This window comes from Streptomyces rubiginosohelvolus, from assembly GCF_014649875.1.
GTDB classification, from domain to species: Bacteria; Actinomycetota; Actinomycetes; order Streptomycetales; family Streptomycetaceae; genus Streptomyces; species Streptomyces rubiginosohelvolus.
Map to the genome: position 1 here is coordinate 76,993 of NZ_BMTW01000022.1, position 21,371 is coordinate 98,363.

Annotated in this window: 21 protein-coding genes; 14 read left to right on the forward strand and 7 right to left on the reverse strand. The window is 71.0% G+C overall.

Annotation, left to right across the window (positions count from 1 at the left end):
* Positions 1-174 precede the first annotated feature (174 nt).
* On the reverse strand, positions 175-813 hold the full coding sequence (locus IE134_RS32040) for an HAD family hydrolase (RefSeq protein ID WP_032769388.1): 639 nt from the start codon (positions 811-813) through the stop codon (positions 175-177).
* Positions 814-1,271: 458 nt separating this feature from the next.
* Here IE134_RS32040 and IE134_RS32045 point away from each other — a divergent pair, with 458 nt between their 5' ends.
* Positions 1,272-2,297 carry a hypothetical protein gene (locus IE134_RS32045; protein WP_189432490.1) on the forward strand — a complete coding sequence of 342 codons (1,026 nt, stop codon included), beginning with the start codon at positions 1,272-1,274 and terminating at the stop codon, positions 2,295-2,297.
* Positions 2,298-2,311: 14 nt separating this feature from the next.
* On the opposite strand, the gene IE134_RS32050 is transcribed toward IE134_RS32045, so the two are convergent.
* Positions 2,312-2,584 (reverse strand): hypothetical protein, encoded by a 273-nt coding sequence (locus tag IE134_RS32050; RefSeq protein WP_229823800.1) that lies wholly within the window; start codon positions 2,582-2,584, stop codon positions 2,312-2,314.
* A 196-nt stretch (positions 2,585-2,780) separates the two neighbouring features.
* Positions 2,781-4,604 carry a bifunctional metallophosphatase/5'-nucleotidase gene (locus IE134_RS32055; protein WP_030720334.1) on the reverse strand — a complete coding sequence of 608 codons (1,824 nt, stop codon included), beginning with the start codon at positions 4,602-4,604 and terminating at the stop codon, positions 2,781-2,783.
* Positions 4,605-4,869: 265 nt separating this feature from the next.
* On the opposite strand from IE134_RS32055, the gene mshD reads away from it, so the two are divergent.
* The 12 genes from mshD (at position 4,870) to pstB (ending at position 17,651) form a co-directional block, all read left to right on the forward strand.
* Complete coding sequence (gene mshD, locus IE134_RS32060) at positions 4,870-5,793, forward strand: mycothiol synthase (protein WP_030720331.1); 924 nt, start codon at positions 4,870-4,872, stop codon at positions 5,791-5,793.
* Between the two features lie 619 nt (positions 5,794-6,412).
* A complete protein-coding gene (locus IE134_RS32065) occupies positions 6,413-6,751 on the forward strand; it encodes a MerR family transcriptional regulator (protein WP_030720328.1) in 339 nt (112 codons plus the stop codon).
* Between the two features lie 136 nt (positions 6,752-6,887).
* A complete protein-coding gene (locus IE134_RS32070; RefSeq protein WP_189432492.1) occupies positions 6,888-7,343 on the forward strand; it encodes a GntR family transcriptional regulator in 456 nt (151 codons plus the stop codon).
* On the forward strand, positions 7,340-8,257 hold the full coding sequence (locus IE134_RS32075) for an ABC transporter ATP-binding protein (RefSeq protein ID WP_030720322.1): 918 nt from the start codon (positions 7,340-7,342) through the stop codon (positions 8,255-8,257). Before IE134_RS32070 ends, IE134_RS32075 begins: the two co-directional genes overlap by 4 nt.
* On the forward strand, positions 8,254-9,252 hold the full coding sequence (locus tag IE134_RS32080; RefSeq protein WP_189432493.1) for an ABC-2 membrane transporter-related protein: 999 nt from the start codon (positions 8,254-8,256) through the stop codon (positions 9,250-9,252). Before IE134_RS32075 ends, IE134_RS32080 begins: the two co-directional genes overlap by 4 nt.
* 284 nt (positions 9,253-9,536) lie before the next feature.
* Positions 9,537-11,786, forward strand: a complete 2,250-nt coding sequence (locus IE134_RS32085; protein ID WP_010063630.1) for an RNA degradosome polyphosphate kinase — start codon at positions 9,537-9,539, stop codon at positions 11,784-11,786.
* Positions 11,773-12,885, forward strand: coding sequence for a CHAD domain-containing protein (locus IE134_RS32090; RefSeq protein ID WP_189432495.1), 1,113 nt, complete (start codon positions 11,773-11,775; stop codon positions 12,883-12,885). The genes IE134_RS32085 and IE134_RS32090 overlap by 14 nt, the downstream gene beginning before the upstream one ends.
* A complete protein-coding gene (locus tag IE134_RS32095) occupies positions 12,852-13,319 on the forward strand; it encodes an NUDIX hydrolase (RefSeq protein WP_179892660.1) in 468 nt (155 codons plus the stop codon). The genes IE134_RS32090 and IE134_RS32095 overlap by 34 nt, the downstream gene beginning before the upstream one ends.
* Before the next feature lie 198 nt (positions 13,320-13,517).
* A complete protein-coding gene (pstS, locus tag IE134_RS32100) occupies positions 13,518-14,651 on the forward strand; it encodes a phosphate ABC transporter substrate-binding protein PstS (protein WP_030720308.1) in 1,134 nt (377 codons plus the stop codon).
* A 102-nt stretch (positions 14,652-14,753) separates the two neighbouring features.
* The gene (gene pstC / locus IE134_RS32105; RefSeq protein ID WP_030720305.1) at positions 14,754-15,755 is read left to right on the forward strand and encodes a phosphate ABC transporter permease subunit PstC; all 1,002 of its coding nucleotides are present in this window, start codon (positions 14,754-14,756) and stop codon (positions 15,753-15,755) included.
* On the forward strand, positions 15,752-16,834 hold the full coding sequence (gene pstA, locus IE134_RS32110) for a phosphate ABC transporter permease PstA (RefSeq protein WP_030720566.1): 1,083 nt from the start codon (positions 15,752-15,754) through the stop codon (positions 16,832-16,834). The genes pstC and pstA overlap by 4 nt, the downstream gene beginning before the upstream one ends.
* Before the next feature lie 40 nt (positions 16,835-16,874).
* Positions 16,875-17,651, forward strand: coding sequence for a phosphate ABC transporter ATP-binding protein PstB (gene pstB / locus IE134_RS32115; protein WP_030720302.1), 777 nt, complete (start codon positions 16,875-16,877; stop codon positions 17,649-17,651).
* A 131-nt stretch (positions 17,652-17,782) separates the two neighbouring features.
* On the opposite strand, the gene IE134_RS32120 is transcribed toward pstB, so the two are convergent.
* Entirely contained in the window at positions 17,783-18,781 is a 999-nt protein-coding gene (locus IE134_RS32120) for an inorganic phosphate transporter (protein ID WP_010063638.1), read from the reverse strand.
* Between the two features lie 5 nt (positions 18,782-18,786).
* On the reverse strand, positions 18,787-19,407 hold the full coding sequence (locus IE134_RS32125) for a DUF47 domain-containing protein (RefSeq protein WP_003968094.1): 621 nt from the start codon (positions 19,405-19,407) through the stop codon (positions 18,787-18,789).
* A 187-nt stretch (positions 19,408-19,594) separates the two neighbouring features.
* Here IE134_RS32125 and IE134_RS32130 point away from each other — a divergent pair, with 187 nt between their 5' ends.
* The gene (locus IE134_RS32130) at positions 19,595-19,996 is read left to right on the forward strand and encodes a metal-sensitive transcriptional regulator (protein ID WP_030720299.1); all 402 of its coding nucleotides are present in this window, start codon (positions 19,595-19,597) and stop codon (positions 19,994-19,996) included.
* Positions 19,997-20,014: 18 nt separating this feature from the next.
* Here IE134_RS32130 and IE134_RS32135 read toward each other — a convergent pair whose 3' ends face one another.
* Positions 20,015-20,218 (reverse strand): hypothetical protein, encoded by a 204-nt coding sequence (locus IE134_RS32135; RefSeq protein ID WP_030720296.1) that lies wholly within the window; start codon positions 20,216-20,218, stop codon positions 20,015-20,017.
* A gap of 186 nt (positions 20,219-20,404) precedes the next feature.
* Positions 20,405-21,286, reverse strand: coding sequence for an SCO4651 family lipoprotein (locus IE134_RS32140; RefSeq protein WP_098895569.1), 882 nt, complete (start codon positions 21,284-21,286; stop codon positions 20,405-20,407).
* Positions 21,287-21,371: the final 85 nt, after the last annotated feature.

Sequence of the window (21,371 nt, forward strand, 5' to 3'; positions counted from 1 at the left end):
GGCTTCCGCCTTGCGCCGAGGTACCTCATCAAAGGGGACGCGAGGGCGGCCCGGCCCTCCCTAGAACGCTGATCGGGCACGGGCGGCCCTCAGCTGTTCGGCCAGGGCAGGGATGGCACCTCCGAAGCGCTCCGCGCCCCGCTGTCACTCGCGCGGGGCCGGGGCGGCGTCACCTCACGAGCGGCCGCCCCCGAACCCGTACCCGGTCAGCAGACTCCGTACGTCCGCCAGAGACGCCACGCACACACGCGTCTGCCCCAGCGCCTCTTCCGTGTGCGTCGTCGTCAGGCCGACGGCGATACAGCCGGCCGCCACCGCCGCCTGGATGCCCGCGGGCGCGTCCTCCACGACCAGGCACTCCGATGCGGGGACCCCGAGGCGGGACGCGGCCAGGGCGAAGCAGTCCGGGGCGGGCTTCGCTTGGTGTACGTCGCTGCCGTAGACCTGTACGGCGGGGAGAGCCAGGCCCGTTGCGGCGAACCTGGCCTCCACGAAGTCCCGGGCGCCGGAGGTCACGATGGCCCACGGGCTGCCGGACAGCGACTCCAGGAGCTCGCGAGCTCCTTCGACCGGCTGGATGTCGTCCATCTCCTGGGCCAACAGTCGGTCGAGCGACCTCCGTTCGGCCGCCGGGTCCAGATGCGCGGCCACGTCCCTCACCGTGTCCTCGCGACGCCGCCCGAACGTCAGCTCCCACACCTTCTCGGGGTCCAGACCTCGCGCCGCCGACCACGCGTCCCAGACCCTGCGGTGCGCGGCCGCCGAGTCCAGCAGGACCCCGTCCACGTCGAAGAGCACGGCAGTGATTCTCATACCGTGCATGCTCGCAGAGGTCTAATTGAGCTTGTAGGAGCAGGGCTTGACCGAGCCTTCCTTGCCCCTTGCCGATGGATCTCGTCTCGCCATGTGCGAAGCCCCTACCGCGTCGCGCGCCGCCACGACCCGGTAATCCCCCGTAAAGCCCCCACCGGATCGTTCGCCACCGCGACGCGGTGAGGCGCGATGTCAACTACTAAAGAACCAAGAGAAATAACCCAACCCAACCCAACCCGACCCGGTGGGAACCTGACGGCGCCCGAGGGCGTGGGCGGACCCCGGAGGGCTTTCGCGGCTTCGTCACTCACACGGGTGACATTTCCCAACTCAGCTCGCTTTTGGGCGGGTTGCCAGGCATATGCTCACGCCAGACCACAACCCGTATACGTCGGCCCTCGACCGGGAGTGCAATCCCAACCGAGGGCCTGGCCACCTAGGAAGATTCAGCCTTCCCGATGGATACCCAGCAGAGTACTGCCCTCACCCGCGCCCTGGCGGAGGTTCCCGGACCTCTTCCCACCTCCGGCGTCATCCACATCATCATCCCGCACAACGACCGCTTCACTGTCGTCGGCAACCACCTCGCCCAGCACCCCGACCTCAGCTGCACCGCCGTCGGGATCGCCGTACGCATCCAGTCCCTGCCCCAAGGGACCGAGATCAGCATCAAGGCACTCACCGCCCGCTGCCGGGAAGGCGAGAAGCGCATCGCCGCCGCCCTGCGCGAACTCGAAGCACACGGCTACCTGCAACGCTTCCGCCACCGGCTGCCCGGCCAGAAGGTCATCACCCGCACCGTCTTCTGCAACCAGCCCGCCGCGCTGCTGCGCCCTCGAAGCCAGGCGCCCGTAGCGGCTCCGGTCCCCGCACCGGTGACGGTCCCCGCATCGGTGCCGGTCCCCGTAACTGCACAGCCCCCGGCGCAGACTCAAGCGCAGCCCCAAGCTCATACGCCGGGGCCGGACTCACAGCCGGAGCCGGAACCGGCGCCCGCCCCACCCTTCGTACCGCTCGTACCGCCCCCGACCGCCCCCAAGCCGCCGCGCCCGCCCCTCCCCCAGCCCGGCACCCTCACCCCCGAGCTCGGCCGCTCCGCCACCGCGCTCCTCAGCGATCTACGCCGCCACGCACCCGAGTTCACGCTCTCCGAGGGCGACATCCACCACCTCGCGCCCGCAGTCGCCACCTGGCTCGAACGCGACGCGCACCCCGACACCATCCGCCGTACCCTCACCGACGATCTGCCGCAGCCCCTCCGCCACCCCGTCAAACTGCTCAAGCACCGACTGACCGCCCTGCTGCCCCCACCGCTCCCCGGCGCATGCGACCTCGCGGCTCCCGCCCGGCCCCGCGTGGTCGTCACGCCCTTCCAGACCTGCGACGACTGCGACCGCGCCTTCCGCTCACCCGACCCCGGCCACTGCCGCGACTGCCGCGAAACCCGCGAGCATCGAGGCGAGGGCGTACGCGTCGCCGCCTGATCCGCGGACCCGCCCTAGCGCCCCTGCTCCCGCAGCCTCCGCCGCATGCGCGAGGCGGGGATCGCGAGGGCCAGCAGGACCGGGATCCCGGCGGCGATACCGACCCAGAGGACGAGGGCGAGGTAGCCATAGGCCGCGTTCCTCGTGTCCTGGTCCGCCCGTACGAGGAAGACGACACTCACCACGAGCGCCACCGCCATGAGGGCCCCCACGACGATCGCGGACCAGGTGAGGATTCCCGCCCGACGGCGGTAGTCGGCGGTGATCTCCCGGGGCTGGGGCGGCACGAACCCCCAGGGAACACTGGGCGCACCGGGCGTGTGGGGTCGGTGAGGTGGCGGGGGCGGCTGCTGGGCGGACATGGGCCCAGTTCTACGCCGCGCCGCCCCCGAACACCACCCCGTCCTGGTTCGCGTACCCAAGAGGGGCAAGCGAGAAGGGGCGGCCGGCCCGCAGGCCCGCCGCCCCTCATGCACCGGGGAGTTACTGGATGACCGTGATCCGGTCCGTCGCCGGCGGGGCCAGCGGGGCGGTGGCCGTGGAGTGGGCCGCCAGGTAGGCGTTGAACAGGTCCAGGTCGGACGCGCCGACCAGCTTGTTCGTGCCCTGGCCGAGGGCCGGGAAGCCGTCGCCGCCGCCCGCGAGGAACTCGTTCATCGCGACGCGATAGGTACGCGCCGGGTCGATCGCCTCGCCGTTCAGCTTGATGGTGCCGGCGACCACGCGGTTCGCGCCGCTCTTCGTCAGGTCGAGCGTGTAGGTGAGGCCCTTGGAGACCTGGAGGATCTTCGGGCTGGCCTCGTTGGGCCCGCTGACCTGCTGCTGGAGCGCGGTGACCAACTGGGCGCCGGTCAGGTCGACGACGTTCATCATGTTGGTGAACGGCTGCACGGTGAACGCCTCGCCGTAGGTGACGACCCCGTCGCCCTCACTGCCGGACGCCTTGTGCACCAGGTCCGCGCGGATACCGCCCGGGTTCATGAACGCGACTTCCGCGCCGCCCTTGTCGGCCGGGGCGAGGCCTTCGAGCTGGGCGTCGGCGATGACGTTGCCGAGCGGCTTCTCGGGGGCCGTGGAGCCGCGGCCGTTGATGTCGGCGCTGATCCAGCCCTGCGGCTTGTTCGCAATCGGGGCCGCGAGCTTGTTCCAGCGGTCGATCAGGCGGGTCATGTCGGGGGCCTTGGGCTGGTCCCGGGTCACGATGTGGTTCGCGGACTTCACCGACGTACGGACGATGTCGTTCGTGCGGCGGTCGTAGGTCAGCGTGGTGTCCGTGTACAGCTTGCCGAACGACGACGCCGACGTGACCATGCGCGGCTTGCCGGAAGGGTCCGGGACCGTGCACACGTACGCCTGGTGGGTGTGGCCCGTCACCAGGGCGTCCACCTTCGGCGTGATGCCCTTGGCGATGTCGACGATCGGGCCGGAGATGCCGTCGCCCGCGCCGGGGCTGTCGCAGTCGTAGTTGTACGAGGTGGAGGCCGGGGCCCCGCCCTCGTGGATCAGGGCCACGATCGACTTGACGCCCTTGCGGTCCAGCTCGCGGGCGTACTTGTTGATCGTCTCGACCTCGTCGTGGAACTTCAGGCCCTTGACGCCGTTGGCCGTGACGATGTCCGGGGTGCCCTCCAGGGTCACTCCGATGAAGCCGATCTTGACGCCGTTCTTCTTCCAGACGGTGTACGGCTTCAGCAGCGGCTTGCCGGTCTTCTCCTTGGTCACGTTGGCCGCGAGGTAGGGGAAGTCCGCTCCCTTGAACTTCTTGCCCTTCTCGTAACACCCCTCGACCGGGTGGCAGCCGCCGTTCTGGAGGCGGGCCAGCTCGGTGGCGCCCTCGTCGAACTCGTGGTTGCCGACCGCCGTGACGTCCAGGTCGAGACCGTTCAGCGCCTCGATCGTCGGCTCGTCGTGGAAGAGGCCCGACAGCAGCGGACTCGCGCCGACCATGTCACCGCCGGCCGCCGTGACGGAGTACGGGTTGCCCTTGCGCGCGGTGCGCAGCGAGGTCGCCAGGTACTCGACGCCACCGGCCGGGATCGCCTTCACCGTGCCGTCGGGCTGCGTCTCCGAGACGTTGCCCGCCGAACCGGCCGGCGGCTCCAGGTTGCCGTGCAGGTCGTTGAACGACAGCAACTGCACGTCGACGGTACGGGGCTTGTGGCCGTGCCCGTGTCCGCCGCCGTGCCCGTGGCCCCGGTCATGGGCCCCGGCCGGCATCGCGGCGACGAGCGCGCCCACGGTGGCCAGACCGGCCGCGGCGGCGAGCACCCGCCGGGACGCGCGGTTCTTCTGTGGAGTCGCTGACATCGGTCCCCTTGTGTGTCAGTTCAGTGGTGTCAGTACTGCATCCTGCGAGCCGCAGCCTAGAGTCAACGCGCGTAGCGCAACAGGTGTTCGGGGTTACGGACTGGTTGCCATCCGGCCACATGGCTCCGAATGGCTCCTTTGCGTGCCGCAGAGGGCCGAACTCCCCGCCGAAGGGGCCCGTCCGCGTACCCGCCCCGCCACAGGCGCCCCGGCCGCGCACCCGCCGCGCCGCCACCGGGCGCACCCTCGCCGTACGCTCGGAGGCATGACGACTGACGCACCCCTCCCCGCTCCCGGACGCGAGATTCAGGCCCTCGACGCACTCGACCCCGCACAGGCCGAGGCCGTCCTCGCCCTGCTCGCCGAGGCGGCCGCGTCCGACGGCCGGCAGGCGGTCTCCGAGCAGGGCAGGCTCCGGATCCGGGGCGGACACCGCGACGGCGTACGGCACTTCCTCCTCACCGTCGACGGCACGCTCGCCGGATACGCCCAGCTGGAGGACACCGATCCGGTCGAGGCCCCGGCCGCCGAGCTGGTCGTCCACCCCGACCGGCGCGGCAACGGACACGGCCGGGCGATCGGCGCCGCCCTCCTCGCCGCGACCGGCAAGCGGCTGCGGGTCTGGGCGCACGGCGGCACCTCCGCGGCCCGCCACCTGGCCCAGGTGCTCGGCCTCTCCCTCTTCCGCGAACTGCGCCAGCTGCGGCGGAGCCTGATCCCGCTCGACCTCGCCGAGCCGGTCCTGCCCGAGGGCGTCACCGTACGGACCTTCGAGCCGGGGCGGGACGACGCCGCCTGGCTCGCCGTGAACCGCGCCGCCTTTGCCCATCACCCGGAGCAGGGGTCGCTGACCCAGCAGGACCTGGACGACCGCAAGGCCGAGCCCTGGTTCGACCCGAAGGGCTTCTTCCTGGCCGAGCGGGACGGGGAGATCGTCGGCTTCCACTGGACGAAGGTGCACGCCGAGGAGCAGGTCGGCGAGGTGTACGTCGTCGGGGTGCTGCCCGAGGCCCAGGGCGGGGGCCTCGGCAAGGCGCTGACCTCGATCGGCCTGCACCACCTGGCCGCCCAGGCGCTGCCCACCGCGATGCTCTACGTGGACGCGGACAACACGGCGGCCGTGACGGTGTACGAGCGCATCGGCTTCACCACGCACGAGGTGGACCTGATGTACCGCACGGAGTCCTGAGGCCTCATGTACCGCGCGGAGTCCTGAGGCCTCTCGCCACAACAGCTTCCAGAGCGTCGACGCCACAGAAGTAGCTCGTCCGACTCGGCAGAAAATCTATCGTGGCGGGAGTAGACATCCACCTCTCGGCGGGGTTAACGTTTTCCTCGTAGCCGGAAGAAAAGAGGGCACGGCAGACACGAACTGCCGTGCAAGCAGGTCAGAGCAGTAAGCGGAACGGCAGTGGAGCGAGGGAGCCGGAAACGGTGGGTTCCCCCACTGGCTGCCGGGCCGGGCGGCCCCAGGGGCCGCATGCAGTACCGCAACATCCGCAGTACCGAGCAGTACCCGCAGTACCCGCAGTACCCGCAGTACCGAAAGAGTGAAACCGAACGAGGTAAGGAGCAGACGCCATCAGGATCGCCCGGGCGAGGAGGATTCCGCTCGGGTACCGCAGAGACCCCGGAACGGAAGGTGGTCCCCGGTCACGCATTCGCGATCCCCGCTTCCCCGCCCCCTCGGGCGGACCGGCGGAACAGATGAGCCGGCACAGTCGGCCGGCAGATGGTGTTGAAAGCTCGGGGCCCGAGCACCGCGAGGTGCTCGGGCCCCCCGACGTGTCCCCGAAAGAAGAGGTGCTATGCCCCCTCGCAGTACCCGCCCCGCCGACAAGTTCGACGATGACGACTACCCCGCCTACACCATGGGCCGGGCCGCCGAGATGCTCGGCACCACCCCCGCCTTCCTCCGCACGCTCGGCGAGAACCGCCTGATCACCCCGCTGCGCTCCGACGGAGGCCACCGCCGTTACTCCCGCTACCAGCTGCGCATCGCGGCCCGCGCCCGTGAACTGGTCGACCAGGGCACGAAGATCGAGGACGCCTGCCGCATCGTCGTCCTCGAGGACCAGCTGGAAGAGGCACAGCGCATCAACGAGGAGCTGCGGGCCGACCGCACCCCGGCCCCGCCGGCCGCGTAACCGCGCATCCGCGCAGCGCCCGGCCGGCTGCCCGACAAGCTCTTCTCCGAACGCCTCCCGGGGCGGCGTCACTTGACGCCGCCCCTTCTTTGCACCACCCTTTCACTACTCAATTAGTGAAAGGGTGGTTCTGCGCATGGCAGCCGAGTCCGCAGCGGTCGAGTTCCGTATCGACCGGCGCAGCGGCGTCGCCACCTACCTCCAGATCGTCCAGCAGACGAAGCAGGCCCTGCGCCTGGGCGTGCTCGAACCGGGCGACCGGCTGCCGACCGCCCGCGAGGTCGTGGCAGCCACCGCGATCAACCCGAACACCGTCCTCAAGGCCTACCGGGAGCTCGAGCGCGAAGGGCTCGTCGAGGCCCGCCGGGGGCTCGGCACCTTCGTCCGCCGGACGCTGGGCGGCGCGCCTGACGCGACCGCCGCCGACGCGCCCCTGCGCACCGAACTCGCCGACTGGGCCCGCCGGGCCCGGGCGGCCGGGCTGGAGAAGGACGACGTCGGCGCGCTCTTCACCGCCGTACTGGACAGCACGTACAGCACGAACGGCACCGAATCCGCGGGCCGTTCACACAAGGGGGACCAGGAACGATGACCGGCGTCGCGATCGAGGCACACGGCCTCGGAAAGACCTACGGGCGCAGAGGCGGCGGCCACCGCGCCCTGCACGACTGCTCGTTCCGGCTGCCCGCCGGACGTGTCTGCGCCCTCGTCGGGCCCAACGGCGCGGGAAAGTCCACTCTGTTGAACCTGGCGGCCGGTCTGGACCGCCCCGGCGCCGGGTCCCTCGCCGTCCTCGGCTCCACCGAGCCCGCCGCCGTCCGCGACCGGATCGCATACGTCGCTCAGGACAAGCCGCTGTACCCGCAGCTCACCGTCGCGGACACGCTCTGGGCCGGAGCGGAGCTGAACCCCGGGCGCTGGGACCGCACCACCGCCGACCGGATCGCCGGAACGCTGCCGCGCGCCGCCCGCGTCCGTACGCTCTCCGGCGGGCAGCGCACCCGGCTCGCGCTGGCCCTCGCGCTCGGCAAGCGGCCCGAACTGATGCTGCTGGACGAGCCGATGGCCGACCTCGACCCGCTCGCCCGGCATGAGCTGATGGGCGTCCTGATGGCGGAGACCGCCGAGCACGGCACCACGATCGTGATGTCCTCGCACATCCTCACCGAGCTGGAGGGCGCCTGCGACTACCTCCTGTTCGTCGACGGCGGACGCGTCCGGCTCGGCGGCGAGGCCGACGACATCGTCGACGCGCACGCCCTGCTCACCGGCCAGGCCCGCGATCTGGCCCCGCACACCGTCGTCGAGTCCCGGACGACGGGGCGCCAACTCACCGCGCTCGTCAGAAAGGAGGGCCCCGTGGACACCGCCGCCTGGGCCGTCACCCAGCCCTCCCTGGAGGAGCTGCTGCTCGCCCACCTCCGCTCACCGGAGGCTCCGCCGCTGCTGACGCCGAGCGCGAGCCCCGTCCCGGGCGCGGTCCGCGAGGAGGTGGCGTCCGCGTGAGCACCCTCACCCGCCCGAGGACCGACGCCGTCGCCACGGCCCCCACCACCTTGCGCGGGCCTGTCCGGGTGCTGCTGCGCGTGCACCGCAAGGCCCTGTGGGCGGCGGGCGCCCTGCTCGTCCTCGGCATCGGCATCGTCGTCGCGCTCCGTGTCTGGATGGCCTCCGCGAAGGAGCTGTGCGCGGACGGCGACATGACACCCTGCGGAGGCAGCTACCTGCCCAGCTACGCCCGTACATCCACCGAGCTCTTCCTGTCCGACGGCGGCACGGTACTGCTCCTGCTGGCCGGGCTCATCGGTGTCTTCGTCGCCGGACCGCTGATCGCCCGCGAACTGGAGAGCGGCACCTTCCGGCTGGCCTGGGCGCAGTCCGTCTCCCCCGCCCACTGGCTCGCTGCCCGGCTGGCCGTGCCCGCCGCGCTGGCGGTCGTCGGACTGACGGTCCTGATCGCCGTCTACCGCTGGGGGCTGTGGGCGCTCCGCGGATACCCGTACTCGCACCTGACCACCTGGCACGGCTCCGGCATCTTCCCCGGCACCGGGCCCGCCCTGCTCGGCTTCGCGCTGCTGGCGGTGGCGGTGGGCGGGCTGTGCGCGGTGCTCGTCCGCCGAACGCTGCTGTCCATGTCCCTCACCGCGCTCGCCCTCGGGACGGTCGCCCTCGGCCTGGGCAAGAGGCGTTACGAACTGTGGCCACACATCCTCCGTCAGGGTCGAGGCCCCCAGGCGGTCAGCCCGGGCGACTGGCACCTCGATTACGGCATGCTCACTGCGTCGGGCCACAGGCTGTACTGGCAGGACTGCTTCGACACCGGCATGGTGGAGGACGCCAGGGCCTGTATGCGTGCCCGGGGCGCCGTCGACCACTTCACCGAGGTCCACCCCGCCTCCCACTACTGGCCCCTCCAGCTCGTAGAGACCGGCATCCTCCTCGCCCTCGCCGCCCTCGCCGTGTTCGCCGCCTTCCGGGTCCTGCGCCGCCTGCACGGCTGAGCGGGAACTCCGGCGAGACCCGTCGTCCGGGCCCCACACGGGGTGGGCCCGGACGACGAACACGTACAGTGACCGCGAGACCCACCCGCAGGCACACCGCTTCCTGTACGTCATGTCGCCGTTACCGGCCATTCAGACGCTCTTGCGACCCTCGCGGGATGCAGCCAGCTGTGCCCGCCCCCCGCCGCAACGGGAGAGCCCGTGACCCGGGGTTTCCCGGGCCTTCCGCGATCTTTCCGGGCTCCGACGCGCCTGAGGGGCGTTCCGCGCGGAACAATAGGTCCATGAGCCAGCAGCCCAGCTCCGAGGTCCCCGTCCAGCCCGCCGCCCAGCCGTCGGTCGGCTCGCTCGCCGCGCACCGGCCGCACGCCACCCCGGCGTCCAACGGGGTCAGCTTCTCCACCGCCGCCGACCTGGATCCCGACCTCGACGCCGACGCGGACGCCTACGAGCCCGACCGGGACGGCGACGAACTGCCCCAGGGGCGTTTCCTGGACCGCGAACGCAGCTGGCTCGCGTTCAACGAACGGGTCCTGGAGCTGGCCGAGGACCCGGCCACGCCCATCCTGGAGCGGGCCAACTTCCTCGCGATCTTCGCCTCGAACCTGGACGAGTTCTTCATGGTCCGGGTGGCCGGTCTCAAGCGCCGCATCGCCACCGGCGTCGCCACCCGCTCCGCCTCCGGCCTCCAGCCCCGCGAGGTCCTGGACCTCATCTGGACCCGCTCGCGCGAGCTCATGGCCCGGCACGCCGCCTGCTTCCAGCAGGACATCGCCCCCGACCTGTCCGACGAGGGCATCCAGCTGATCCGCTGGCCGGACCTGACCGAGAAGGAGCAGGCCCGCCTGTTCACCTTCTTCCGGCAGCGCGTCTTCCCGGTCCTGACCCCGCTGGCCGTCGACCCCGCGCACCCCTTCCCGTACATCTCCGGGCTCTCCCTCAACCTCGCCGTCGTCGTCCGCAACCCGGTCAGCGGCCACCGCCACTTCGCCCGGGTCAAGGTCCCGCCGCTGCTGACCCGCTTCCTGGAGGCCTCGCCCCAGCGGTACGTCCCCATCGAGGACGTCATCGCGGCGCACCTGGAGGAGCTGTTCCCGGGGATGGAGGTGCTGGCGCACCACATGTTCCGGGTCACCAGGAACGAGGACCTGGAGGTCGAGGAGGACGACGCGGAGAACCTGCTCCAGGCGCTGGAGAAGGAGCTCATGCGCCGCCGCTTCGGCCCGCCGGTGCGGCTTGAGGTCGAGGAGTCCATCGACCCGTACGTGCTGGACCTGCTGGTCCGCGAGCTGAAGGTGTCCGACGCGGAGGTCTACCCGCTGCCCGGCCCGCTCGACCTCACCGGGCTGTTCGCGATCGCCTCGCTGGACCGGCCCGAGCTGAAGTACCCGAAGTTCGTCGCGGGCACCCACCGGGACCTGGCCGAGGTGGAGTCCGCCTCCGCGCCCGACATCTTCGCCGCCCTGCGCGAACGGGACGTGCTGCTCCACCACCCGTACGACTCGTTCTCCACCTCCGTCCAGGCGTTCCTGGAGCAGGCGGCGGGCGACCCGGACGTGCTGGCCATCAAGCAGACGCTGTACCGCACCTCCGGCGACTCCCCGATAGTGGACGCCCTGATCGACGCGGCCGAGTCCGGCAAGCAGGTCCTCGTCCTCGTCGAGATCAAGGCCCGCTTCGACGAGCAGGCCAACATCAAGTGGGCCCGCAAGCTGGAGGAGGCGGGCTGCCACGTCGTCTACGGCCTCGTCGGGCTGAAGACCCACTGCAAGCTCTCCCTCGTCGTCCGCCAGGAGGGCGACACGCTGCGCCGCTACTCCCACGTCGGCACGGGCAACTACCACCCCAAGACGGCCCGGCTGTACGAGGACCTCGGCCTGCTCACGGCGGACCCGCAGGTCGGGGCGGACCTCTCCGACCTGTTCAACCGGCTCTCCGGCTACTCGCGCCGCGAGACCTACCGCCGCCTGCTGGTCGCCCCGAAGTCCCTGCGCGACGGGCTGATCGCCCGCATCAACAAGGAGATCGCCCACCACCGGGCCGGCCGCCCCGCCTATGTCCGGTTCAAGGTCAACTCGATGGTCGACGAAGCGATCATCGACGCCTGCTACCGGGCGGCCCAGGCGGGCGTTCCCGTCGACATCTGGGTGCGCGGGATCTGCGCGATCCGCCCCGGGGTCGCCGGGCTCTCCGAGAACATCCGGGTCCGCTCCATACTCGGCCGCTTCCTCGAACACTCCCGGATCTTCGCCTTCGGCAACGGCGGCGAGCCCGAGGTGTGGTTCGGCAGCGCCGACATGATGCACCGCAACCTCGACCGCCGGATCGAAGCCCTGGTCCGGGTCACCGACCCCGCCCACCGCGCCGCACTCAGCCGACTCCTGGAGACCGGTATGGCCGACACCACCTCCTCCTGGCACCTGGGCCCCGACGGGAACTGGACCCGGCACGCCACGGACGCGGACGGCCAGCCGCTGCGGCACGTCCAGGAAATGCTCATCGACGCCCGGAGGCGCAGGCGTGCGACGCCCTGACCAGCAGACGACGACCCGGCCCACGACGGATCCCGCCCCGGGGACCGGCACCGGAGCGGACGCCGACGCCGACGCCACGGTGGACGCGCCGCCGGGCAAGGGCGAAGACCAGGACCGCCACCCCGCCGGGGACCTGACCACGGAGGCCGTCCTCGCGCCCTACCTCCGCGGGCAGGCCGCGGACTTCCTGCGCAGCCTGCGCCTGCACCACGAACACAGCGCCCCCGCCGACGCCGGCGGCCACGACGCCGCGGCCGCCACCCGCGCCCTGCGCCGCGCGGCCCGCCGGATCAGCGGCTCCCTGCACACCTTCCGGTCCGCCCTCGACCCGCACTGGGCCGACCAGCTCCGCGCCGAGCTGGCCTGGCTCTCCGGCGTACTCGCCCGGGAACACGCCTACGCCGGCCGGCTCACCCGGCTCGTCGAGGCCCTGCACCAGCTCTCCGGCCCCGCCCTCCCCGCCGCCCGGGGAGCCAGGGCCGCCGGGGAGGCCTCCGCGTCCGACGCCCAGGGCCGCGCCGCCCTCGGGGTCGGGGCCGCGCGCGCCGGGGCGCTGCTGGAACGCCGCCTCACCCTCGCCCGGACCCGGTCGCACTCCGCGGCCCTCCAGGCGCTCGGCTCCTCCCGGTTCCACGCGGTCGCCGACGCCGTCGCGCTCCTGGCCTCCGACGTACCGCTGGCCCCCGGCACCACGGGCCGCACCCCCGAGGCCCTGCTGGAGCCCGCCGAACGCGCCGAGCAGCGCCTCCTCGCCGCGGTGGCCGCCCTCCCGCCCGCCGACTCCGAGCCGTACAACGAGGCGCAGGACGCGGCGTGGCACCAGGCCCGCCTGCTGCTGCGGCTCCACCGGTACGCCCACGAGGTCGTCCTCGGCGCCGCCGCCCCGGCCCTCGCCTCCTGCGGGCACGCCCTCGATCTGCACCGGGACGCGGTGGAGGCGGCCGCGGCGGCGGCAGCGGCGGCCCGCACCCCCCGGATCGCCCCGGCCACGGCGTACGCGCTGGGCGTGCTCCACGCGGACCAGCGCCATGAGGTGGAGGCGGCGCGGGCGGTGTTCCGCGAGACATGGCCGTACGCCACGGCCCTGACGGCGCCATGAGCGGCGACCCGCACGGCCCCGTGATCCGCGCCGCGGGATGCGTGCTGTGGCGGCGGACCCCGGACGGGACCGGGCCCGGGACCGGCGTGGAGGTGTGCCTGGTGCACCGCCCGAAGTACGGCGACTTCTCCTTCCCGAAGGGCAAGCTGAAGCGCGACGAGGAGCCGCTGGCCGCCGCCGTACGGGAGGTGCTGGAGGAGACCGGGCACCACTGCGCCCCCGGCCCCCGCCTCCCCACCTCGCGTTACGTGGTGGACGGCCGCCCCAAGGTCGTCGACTACTGGGCGGCCGAGGCGACCGGCGGCGCGTTCACCGCCAACGACGAGGTGGACCGCATCCTGTGGCTGGCCCCCGACGCCGCCCGCGCCCGGCTCACCCAGCCCCGTGACGTCCGGCAGCTGACCGCGTTCCTGGACGTCCTGCCCGCGTCCTGATCAGCACTCCGGACCGGCCCCGCACCCGCCTGCCCGACACGGTTCACCTGCCGTTCACTCTCCCCCGTCGGCGGCTTCACCTGTTCTGCCTAATTTCGGACGTACAAGGTGCGCGGCGGCAAGCCACAGCACCCCTCCTCATCGCACGCCGTCGTAGAACGAGACGACCACGGCGGCTCCTGGAAGGAACACCCGAAAGTGAAGCTTCAGCGCAAGAACCGGCTTCGTGCCACCGCGCTCGGTGCCCTCGCCGTCTCCGGCGCCCTGGTCCTCACGGCGTGCGGTTCGGACGACAACACGGGCGGCGCCACCGGCACCGGCGAGAAGACGACCGCCGCGTCGAACGTCGACTGCGGCAAGGCCAAGGGCCAGCTGCGCGCTTCCGGCTCCAGCGCGCAGAAGAACGCGATGGACCTCTGGGTCAAGAACTACATGGCCGCCTGTTCCGGTGTGGAGATCAACTACAACTCGTCCTCCTCCGGCGAGGGCATCGTGGCCTTCAACCAGGGCACCGTGGGCTTCGCCGGCTCCGACTCGGCGCTGAAGCCCGAGGAGGTCGCCGACTCCAAGAAGATGTGCAAGACCGGCCAGGGCATCAACCTGCCGATGGTCGGCGGCCCGGTCGCGATCGGCTTCAAGCTGGAGGGTGTCGACAAGCTCACGCTGGACGCCCCGACCCTCGCGAAGATCTTCGACAGCAAGATCAAGAAGTGGAACGACCCGGCGATCGCCAAGCTGAACGACGGCGTCAAGCTGCCGGACAAGGCGATCCAGGCCTTCCACCGCTCCGAGGACTCCGGCACCACGCAGAACCTCGGCAAGTACCTCGGCGCCGCGGCTCCCAACGACTGGAAGTACGAGGCCGAGAAGAAGTGGCCGGCCCCCGGTGGCCAGGCCGCGTCCGGCTCCTCCGGCGTCGCCGCCCAGGTGAAGCAGGTCGACGGCGCGATCGGCTACTTCGAGCTCTCCTACGCCAAGTCCCAGTCCATCCCGACCGTGGACATCAACACCGGCGGCGCCGCCCCGGTCCAGGCCACCTCGGAGAACGCCTCCAAGGCCATCGCCGCCGCCAAGATCAAGGGCACCGGCAAGGACCTGGCGCTCGACCTCGACTACACCACCAAGGCCGAGGGCGCCTACCCGCTGGTCCTGGTGACGTACGAGGTCGTCTGCGACAGCGGCAACAAGCCCGAGACGCTCGACACCGTCAAGTCCTTCCTCTCCTACGCCGCCTCCGACGACGGCCAGAAGATCCTGACCGAGGCCGGCTACGCCCCGATCCCGGCCGAGATCAACGCCAAGGTCCGCGAGACCATCGGCACCCTCTCGTAACACCCCGGGGCGGCCGGGTCCCCACCCGGGACCGGCCGCCCCGGCCATCCGGTGCACCGCCGCCAGGGGAGCCACGGCTCCCCCACACAGACCGGAAAGACCATGGCTTCCACCACACCCATAGACATGCCACCGGCCCCGCCGGCCCCGCCCGAACGAGCCGGGCGCCCCCGGTCCACCGGGCGCGCGGGCGACAAGATCTTCCTGGGCCTCTCCCGCGGCTCGGGCATCCTGCTGCTCGTGATCATGGCGTCGATCGCCGTGTTCCTCACCTACCGCTCGGTGCTCGCCATCTCGAAGGACGAGGGCAACTTCCTCACCACCTTCGACTGGAACCCGGCCGGGGACCCCCCGGTCTTCGGCATCGCGGTCCTGCTCTTCGGCACGGTCGTCAGCTCGATCATCGCGATGGTCATCGCGGTTCCGATCGCTGTCGGCATCGCCCTGTTCATCTCGCACTACGCGCCGCGCAAGCTGGCCGCCCCGATCGCGTACGTGGTCGACCTGCTGGCCGCCGTGCCCAGCATCGTCTACGGCATCTGGGGCGCCCTCGTCCTCGTGCCGTATCTGGAGGGCCTCAACCTCTGGCTCGACCAGTTCTTCGGCTGGACGTACATCTTCGAGAAGACCGAGGTCGGCGTCGCCCGCTCGCTCTTCACCGTCGGCATCCTGCTCGCGATCATGATCCTGCCGATCGTGACCAGCGTCAGCCGCGAGGTCTTCCTCCAGGTCCCGAAGATGAACGAGGAGGCCGCGCTCGCGCTCGGCGCCACCCGCTGGGAGGTCATCCGCCTCTCCGTGCTGCCCTTCGGCCGCTCCGGCATCATCTCCGCCTCGATGCTGGGCCTCGGCCGCGCGCTCGGCGAGACGATGGCCGTCGCCACGGTCCTCTCCCCGAACTTCCTCATCTCGCTGCACCTGCTCAACCCGGGCGGCGGCACGTTCGCCCAGAACATCGCGGCCAAGTTCGGCGAGGCCGACGCGTTCGGGCGGGACGCCCTGATCGCCTCCGGTCTCGTCCTCTTCGTCCTCACCCTGCTGGTCAACGGCGCGGCCCGGCTCATCATCGCCCGCCGCAAGGAGTACTCGGGGGCCAACGCATGAGCCACGCACCCACCGGCGTCATGGAACGCCCGTCGCCCGCCTCGCCCTCCCCGAAGAGCAGCCTCGGCAGCCGCTCCCTGCCCCGCCTCGCGCCGCTCGGCTTCGCCGTCGTCTCGGTCGCGCTCGGCGTCGGCCTCTCGCTGGCCGCCGGCTGGGAGAGCCGCATCCAGTGGGGCATGATCTCGGCCCTGTTCTTCCTGGCCATCTCCTACGTCGCCACGACGGTCGTGGAGAACCAGCGCCAGGCCAAGGACCGCCTCGCCACCAGCGTGATGTGGGTCTGCTTCCTCATCGCCGTCGTCCCGCTCGCCTCGCTCCTCTGGACGACGATCGTCCGCGGCGCCGAGCGCCTCGACGGCTACTTCCTCACCCACTCGATGGCCGGTGTGCTCGGCTCCGAGGCCAGCGGCGGCGTCTACCACGCGCTGATCGGCACCCTGGAGCAGGTCGGCATCGCCACGGTGATCTCCGCCCCGCTCGGCCTGCTGACCGCCGTCTACCTCGTCGAGTACGGCAAGGGCTCGCTGGCCCGGGCCGTCACCTTCTTCGTCGACGTGATGACGGGCATCCCGTCCATCGTGGCCGGTCTCTTCATCCTGTCGATCATGCTGATCGCCAACCTGGAGCCCTCCGGCCTGATGGGCGCGCTCGCCCTGACGATCCTGATGATCCCCGTCGTGGTCCGCTCCACCGAGGAGATGCTCAAGCTCGTCCCCAACGAGCTGCGCGAGGCCTCCCTCGCCCTCGGCATCCCGAAGTGGCGCACCATCCTGAAGGTGGTTCTGCCGACCGCGATCGGCGGCATCACCACGGGCGTCATGCTCGCCATCGCCCGTATCGCCGGTGAGACCGCCCCGATCATCCTGCTGGTCTTCGGCAGCCAGCTGATCAACACGAACCCCTTCGAAGGCGCCCAGTCCTCGCTGCCGTTCTACATCTACGAGCAGTACAAGATCGGCGAGGCCGCGTCCTACGACCGCGCCTGGGCGGCGGCCCTGGTGCTGATCGCCTTCGTCATGATCCTCAACCTCGTGGCCCGCGGCATCGCCCGCTGGAAGGCCCCGAAGACCGGTCGCTGACGCGGCCATCAGCGACCTCCCGAAAGAAGCAGTGATTCCCATGGCCAAGCGCATCGACATCAGCGGCCTCACCGCCTACTACGGCAGCCACAAGGCCATCGAGGACATCTCGATGACCGTGGAGCCCCGCTCCGTGACGGCCTTCATCGGCCCGTCCGGCTGCGGCAAGTCCACCTTCCTGCGCACCCTGAACCGGATGCACGAGGTCACCCCCGGCGGCCGCGTCGAGGGCAAGGTGCTGCTGGACGACGAGAACCTCTACGCCTCCAACGTCGACCCGGTCACCGTGCGCCGCACGGTCGGCATGGTCTTCCAGCGCCCCAACCCCTTCCCCACCATGTCGATCTTCGACAACGTGGCGGCGGGCCTGCGGCTGAACGGCAGCTACCGCAAGAGCGAGCTGAACGACGTCGTGGAGAAGTCCCTGCGCGGCGCGAACCTCTGGAACGAGGTCAAGGACCGGCTGAACAAGCCCGGCTCCGGCCTCTCCGGCGGCCAGCAGCAGCGTCTGTGCATCGCCCGCGCCATCGCGGTCGAGCCGCAGGTCCTGCTGATGGACGAGCCGTGCTCGGCGCTCGACCCGATCTCGACCCTCGCCATCGAGGACCTGATCGGCGAGCTGAAGGAGCGCTTCACGATCGTCATCGTGACGCACAACATGCAGCAGGCGGCCCGCGTCTCGGACCGCACCGCGTTCTTCAACCTCGCGGCGGTCGGCAAGCCGGGCAAGCTCATCGAGATAGACGAGACGGAGCGGATCTTCTCCAACCCGTCGGTCCAGGCCACGGAGGACTACATCTCCGGCCGCTTCGGCTGAGCACCCGGGCTCCACGCCCCCGATACGGCCTTGCGGTGCTGCATGGCGGTGCCACCACAAGGCGAAAGGGTCCGCCCCCGTACTCGAACGAGTACGGGGGCGGACCCACACGTGTCACCGGCCGGAGCCGCTCAGCCGAAGAGCAGCAGGACGGCCCCGTAGCTCAGCGCGGCGACCAGGGCCGCGGCGGGCATGGTGATGAACCAGCCCAGGATGATGTTCTTCGCGACGCCCCAGCGCACGGCGTTCACGCGCTTGGTGGCGCCGACGCCCATGATCGCGGAGGTGATGACGTGGGTGGTCGAGATCGGCGCGTGGAAGAGGAACGCCGAGCCGAACATGATCGAGGCGCCGGTGGTCTCCGCCGCGAAGCCCTGCGGCGGGTCCAGCTCGATGATCTTGCGCCCGAGGGTCCGCATGATGCGCCAGCCGCCCGCGTACGTACCCAGCGAGAGCATCACCGCACAGGCGACCTTGACCCAGACCGGGATCTCGTCGTTCGGGCCCTCGACATCGGCGATGACCAGGGCCATCACCACGATGCCCATCGTCTTCTGCGCGTCCTGGAGGCCGTGGCCGAGCGCCATGCCCGCCGCCGAGACCGTCTGCGCGATCCGGAAGCCGCGCTTGGCCTTGTGCGGGTTGGCGTTCCGGAACATCCACATGATGCCGACCATCACCAGATAGCCGACGACCAGACCGATGACCGGGGAGAGGAACATCGGGATGACGATCTTCTCCAGGACGCCGGTCCAGATGACGTCCGTGCCGCCGGCCAGCGCCGCCCCGACCATGCCGCCGAACAGGGCGTGCGAGGACGAGGAGGGGAGGCCGTAGTACCAGGTGATCAGGTTCCAGATGATCGCGCCGACCAGCGCCGCGAACAGGATCCCCATCCCCTTCTGCCCGACGGGCGTGGCGATGAGCCCTTCGCTGACGGTCTTGGCGACCCCCTGGCCGAGGAAGGCGCCGGCCAGGTTCATCACCGCCGCCATCGCCAGAGCCGCACGCGGGGTCAGCGCCCGGGTGGAGACCGAGGTGGCGATGGCGTTCGCGGAGTCGTGGAAGCCGTTCGTATACGTGAAGCCGAGCGCGACGCCGATGGTCACGATCAGCGCAAAGGTGTCCACGAGGTTCAGGACTCCTTGACCGCGATGGTCTCCACGGTGTTGGCGACGTGCTCGAACGCGTCAGCCGCCTCTTCCAGCACATCCACGATCTGCTTGAGCTTCAGCACCTCCATGGCGTCGTACTTGCCGTTGAAGAGGTGGGCCAGCAGCTTGCGGTGGATCTGGTCGGCCTGGTTCTCCAGACGGTTGACCTCGATCCAGTACTCGGTGAGGTTGTCCATGGTCCGCAGCCCCGGCATGGCCTCGGCGGTCAGTTCCGCCGCCCGGGCCAGCACCTCGATCTGCTGCTCGACGCCCTTGGGGAGCTCCTGGACCTGGTAGAGGACGACGAGGTCGACGGCCTCCTCCATGAAGTCCATGATGTCGTCGAGCGAGGACGCCAGGTTGTAGATGTCCTCGCGGTCGAACGGCGTGATGAAGGAGGAGTTGAGCTGGTGGAAGATCGCGTGGGTCGCGTCGTCCCCCGCGTGCTCCGCTGCCCGCATACGCTCCGCGATCTCGACTCGGGAGGCAGAATCCGCCCCGAGCAGTTCCATCAGGAGTTTCGAGCCCGTGACAATGTTGTCCGCGGAGGCGGAGAACATGTCGTAGAAGCTCGTCTCCCTGGGGGTCAGACGAAAGCGCACGTGGGGTCCTCGGGATGCTTTGGATTCGGTCAGGCTGATGCTAGGCGCATCATCCGGCCACGGCTAACCGGCGTTCTTCAGTGTCGCCCATCGGACAGGGCGATCGACACGGACCCCCGGTCACGTTTCGACAGGATTCGTTACGATATACCCGGCAGGGGTATATCAGGACAACGGGAGGACGCAGATGACCACGACGGGAACCGGGGCCGGGGCCGGAATCACGGGGGCCGAAGCGGCGGGCGTGACCGCTCCTGACCCGGAGGCGACCGCACCTGTGGACATCGTCACGGACCACGACCGCGGCATCCACGGCTACCACCACCAGAAGGACGAGCACCTCAAACGGCTGCGCCGGATCGAGGGCCAGATCCGCGGCCTCCAGCGCATGGTCGACGAGGACGTCTACTGCATCGACATACTCACCCAGGTGTCGGCGTCCACGAAGGCCCTGCAGTCCTTCGCCCTCCAGCTGCTGGAGGAGCACCTGCGCCACTGCGTCGCCGACGCGGCCGTCAAGGGCGGCGAGGAGATCGACGCGAAGGTCGAGGAGGCCACGAAGGCGATCGCCCGGCTGCTCCGCACGTGATGCGCGGCGGCGCGGGCGTCACCCCCGGCGGGCGGCCTGCCGGGGGACCGTCGCCCAGGACTCGGCACCCCGGACGTCGAGCACCTCGTCGATACGGTCGGGACTGAGGCGCTCCTCGTCCACGGCCGACGCGGCGATCATCAGCTCGCCGCACAGCTCGATCTCGGCGAGGGCCACACAGTCCTGAGCGTTCGGAGCGCTGAGCGTCACCACGTGCGTCACCTCTCTCTGCCGTCCTCCCGGCCGTCACCGGCCTCTGGCAACACCGACATCCCAGCCTAGGGAGCGCGACAGGTGCCGCGCATGGCACGGACGGACCATTTTGAGCCCCCTCCCAACCGGCCCCATCCCCCGGCCCGTCCCGGTACCCGCGCCTCCCCCACCCCGCCCGGCACCCCCCGGCGCCCCTCAGCCCTGCCGGATCTCGCCGGTGTAGATGGCGTCCTCGTCCGGCAGCTTCACCGTGACCGGCAGCCCGAACCCGTACAGCAGCAGCGTCGAGACCACCGACACCTCCGGGCCCCGGGCGTCGGTGGAGAAGGTGAAGCGGTGCCGGACCTTCCGCAGCCGGCCGTCCTCGTCAAGGTAGGCGTCGAAGGGCACGGCGTCCTTGCTGAACCCTTTCGCCGCCGCGCTCAGCGCCCCGCGCGACTGCGGCGAGGCGGTCCGGGCCGCCCGGCCCAGGTCGGCGACGCCCCGGTAGTGGTGCACGGTCACCCCGGCCAGCTCGGTCTTCCCCGCGTACGTCACACCGGCCGCGCCGCGCAGCAGCTCGGCCGCCGCCATCGGGTCGGTGACCCCGCCGGTGACGAGGTTGCCGTCCTTCAGCCCGGTCGTGTCGATCCTGACCCACTTGTCGTCGGGCACCCCGGCGCCGCGGTTCTTCATGTAGAGCGCCCCGGGGGCCAGCAGCTCGGTGATCGGCCGGTGGCCGTCCGCCCCCGCGGCGTCCTTGCCCGCCGGGTCCTTGGGCAGCACCACCCGGAGCCGCCCCATCTGCTTGCGGAAGTCGTAGGCGCCCTGCCCCCGGATCGTCACCCGGGTGCCGCCGGCCGCCGTCTCCATCGACGTACGGGTCTCCGCACCGCCCGCCTCGACGAGGACGTCCGCCGCCTGCCCGAGCAGATCGAGCGGCCGGTCGGCGGCCACGGAACGCTGCCCGGATCCGTCGGCCGCGCCGCCACCCCCGTCCACGCCGAGGCACCCGGCGGTGACCGCGATCACCCCGGCCGCGGCGAGGGCGCGGACAGCGCGGGCCCCGCCTCCGTCCCTGTACTGCTGCACCACCATCGCCTGCCAACCCCCAACGACTGCCGCCCGGCCGAGCCCTGACCCGCTCCGCATAACGAGTGCCGCCGTCCCCCGTCACGCCACG

Excerpts from the sequence above, each read along its gene's own strand:
- IE134_RS32040 (WP_032769388.1), bottom strand. The coding sequence starts at position 813 with ATGAGAATCACTGCCGTGCTCTTCGACGTGGACGGGGTCCTGCTGGAC.
- IE134_RS32045 (WP_189432490.1), top strand. The coding sequence starts at position 1,272 with ATGGATACCCAGCAGAGTACTGCCCTCACCCGCGCCCTGGCGGAGGTT.
- IE134_RS32055 (WP_030720334.1), bottom strand. The coding sequence starts at position 4,604 with ATGTCAGCGACTCCACAGAAGAACCGCGCGTCCCGGCGGGTGCTCGCC.
- mshD (WP_030720331.1), top strand. The coding sequence starts at position 4,870 with ATGACGACTGACGCACCCCTCCCCGCTCCCGGACGCGAGATTCAGGCC.
- IE134_RS32065 (WP_030720328.1), top strand. The coding sequence starts at position 6,413 with ATGCCCCCTCGCAGTACCCGCCCCGCCGACAAGTTCGACGATGACGAC.
- IE134_RS32070 (WP_189432492.1), top strand. The coding sequence starts at position 6,888 with ATGGCAGCCGAGTCCGCAGCGGTCGAGTTCCGTATCGACCGGCGCAGC.
- IE134_RS32075 (WP_030720322.1), top strand. The coding sequence starts at position 7,340 with ATGACCGGCGTCGCGATCGAGGCACACGGCCTCGGAAAGACCTACGGG.
- IE134_RS32085 (WP_010063630.1), top strand. The coding sequence starts at position 9,537 with ATGAGCCAGCAGCCCAGCTCCGAGGTCCCCGTCCAGCCCGCCGCCCAG.
- IE134_RS32095 (WP_179892660.1), top strand. The coding sequence starts at position 12,852 with ATGGCCGTACGCCACGGCCCTGACGGCGCCATGAGCGGCGACCCGCAC.
- pstC (WP_030720305.1), top strand. The coding sequence starts at position 14,754 with ATGGCTTCCACCACACCCATAGACATGCCACCGGCCCCGCCGGCCCCG.
- pstA (WP_030720566.1), top strand. The coding sequence starts at position 15,752 with ATGAGCCACGCACCCACCGGCGTCATGGAACGCCCGTCGCCCGCCTCG.
- pstB (WP_030720302.1), top strand. The coding sequence starts at position 16,875 with ATGGCCAAGCGCATCGACATCAGCGGCCTCACCGCCTACTACGGCAGC.
- IE134_RS32130 (WP_030720299.1), top strand. The coding sequence starts at position 19,595 with ATGACCACGACGGGAACCGGGGCCGGGGCCGGAATCACGGGGGCCGAA.
- IE134_RS32140 (WP_098895569.1), bottom strand. The coding sequence starts at position 21,286 with ATGGTGGTGCAGCAGTACAGGGACGGAGGCGGGGCCCGCGCTGTCCGC.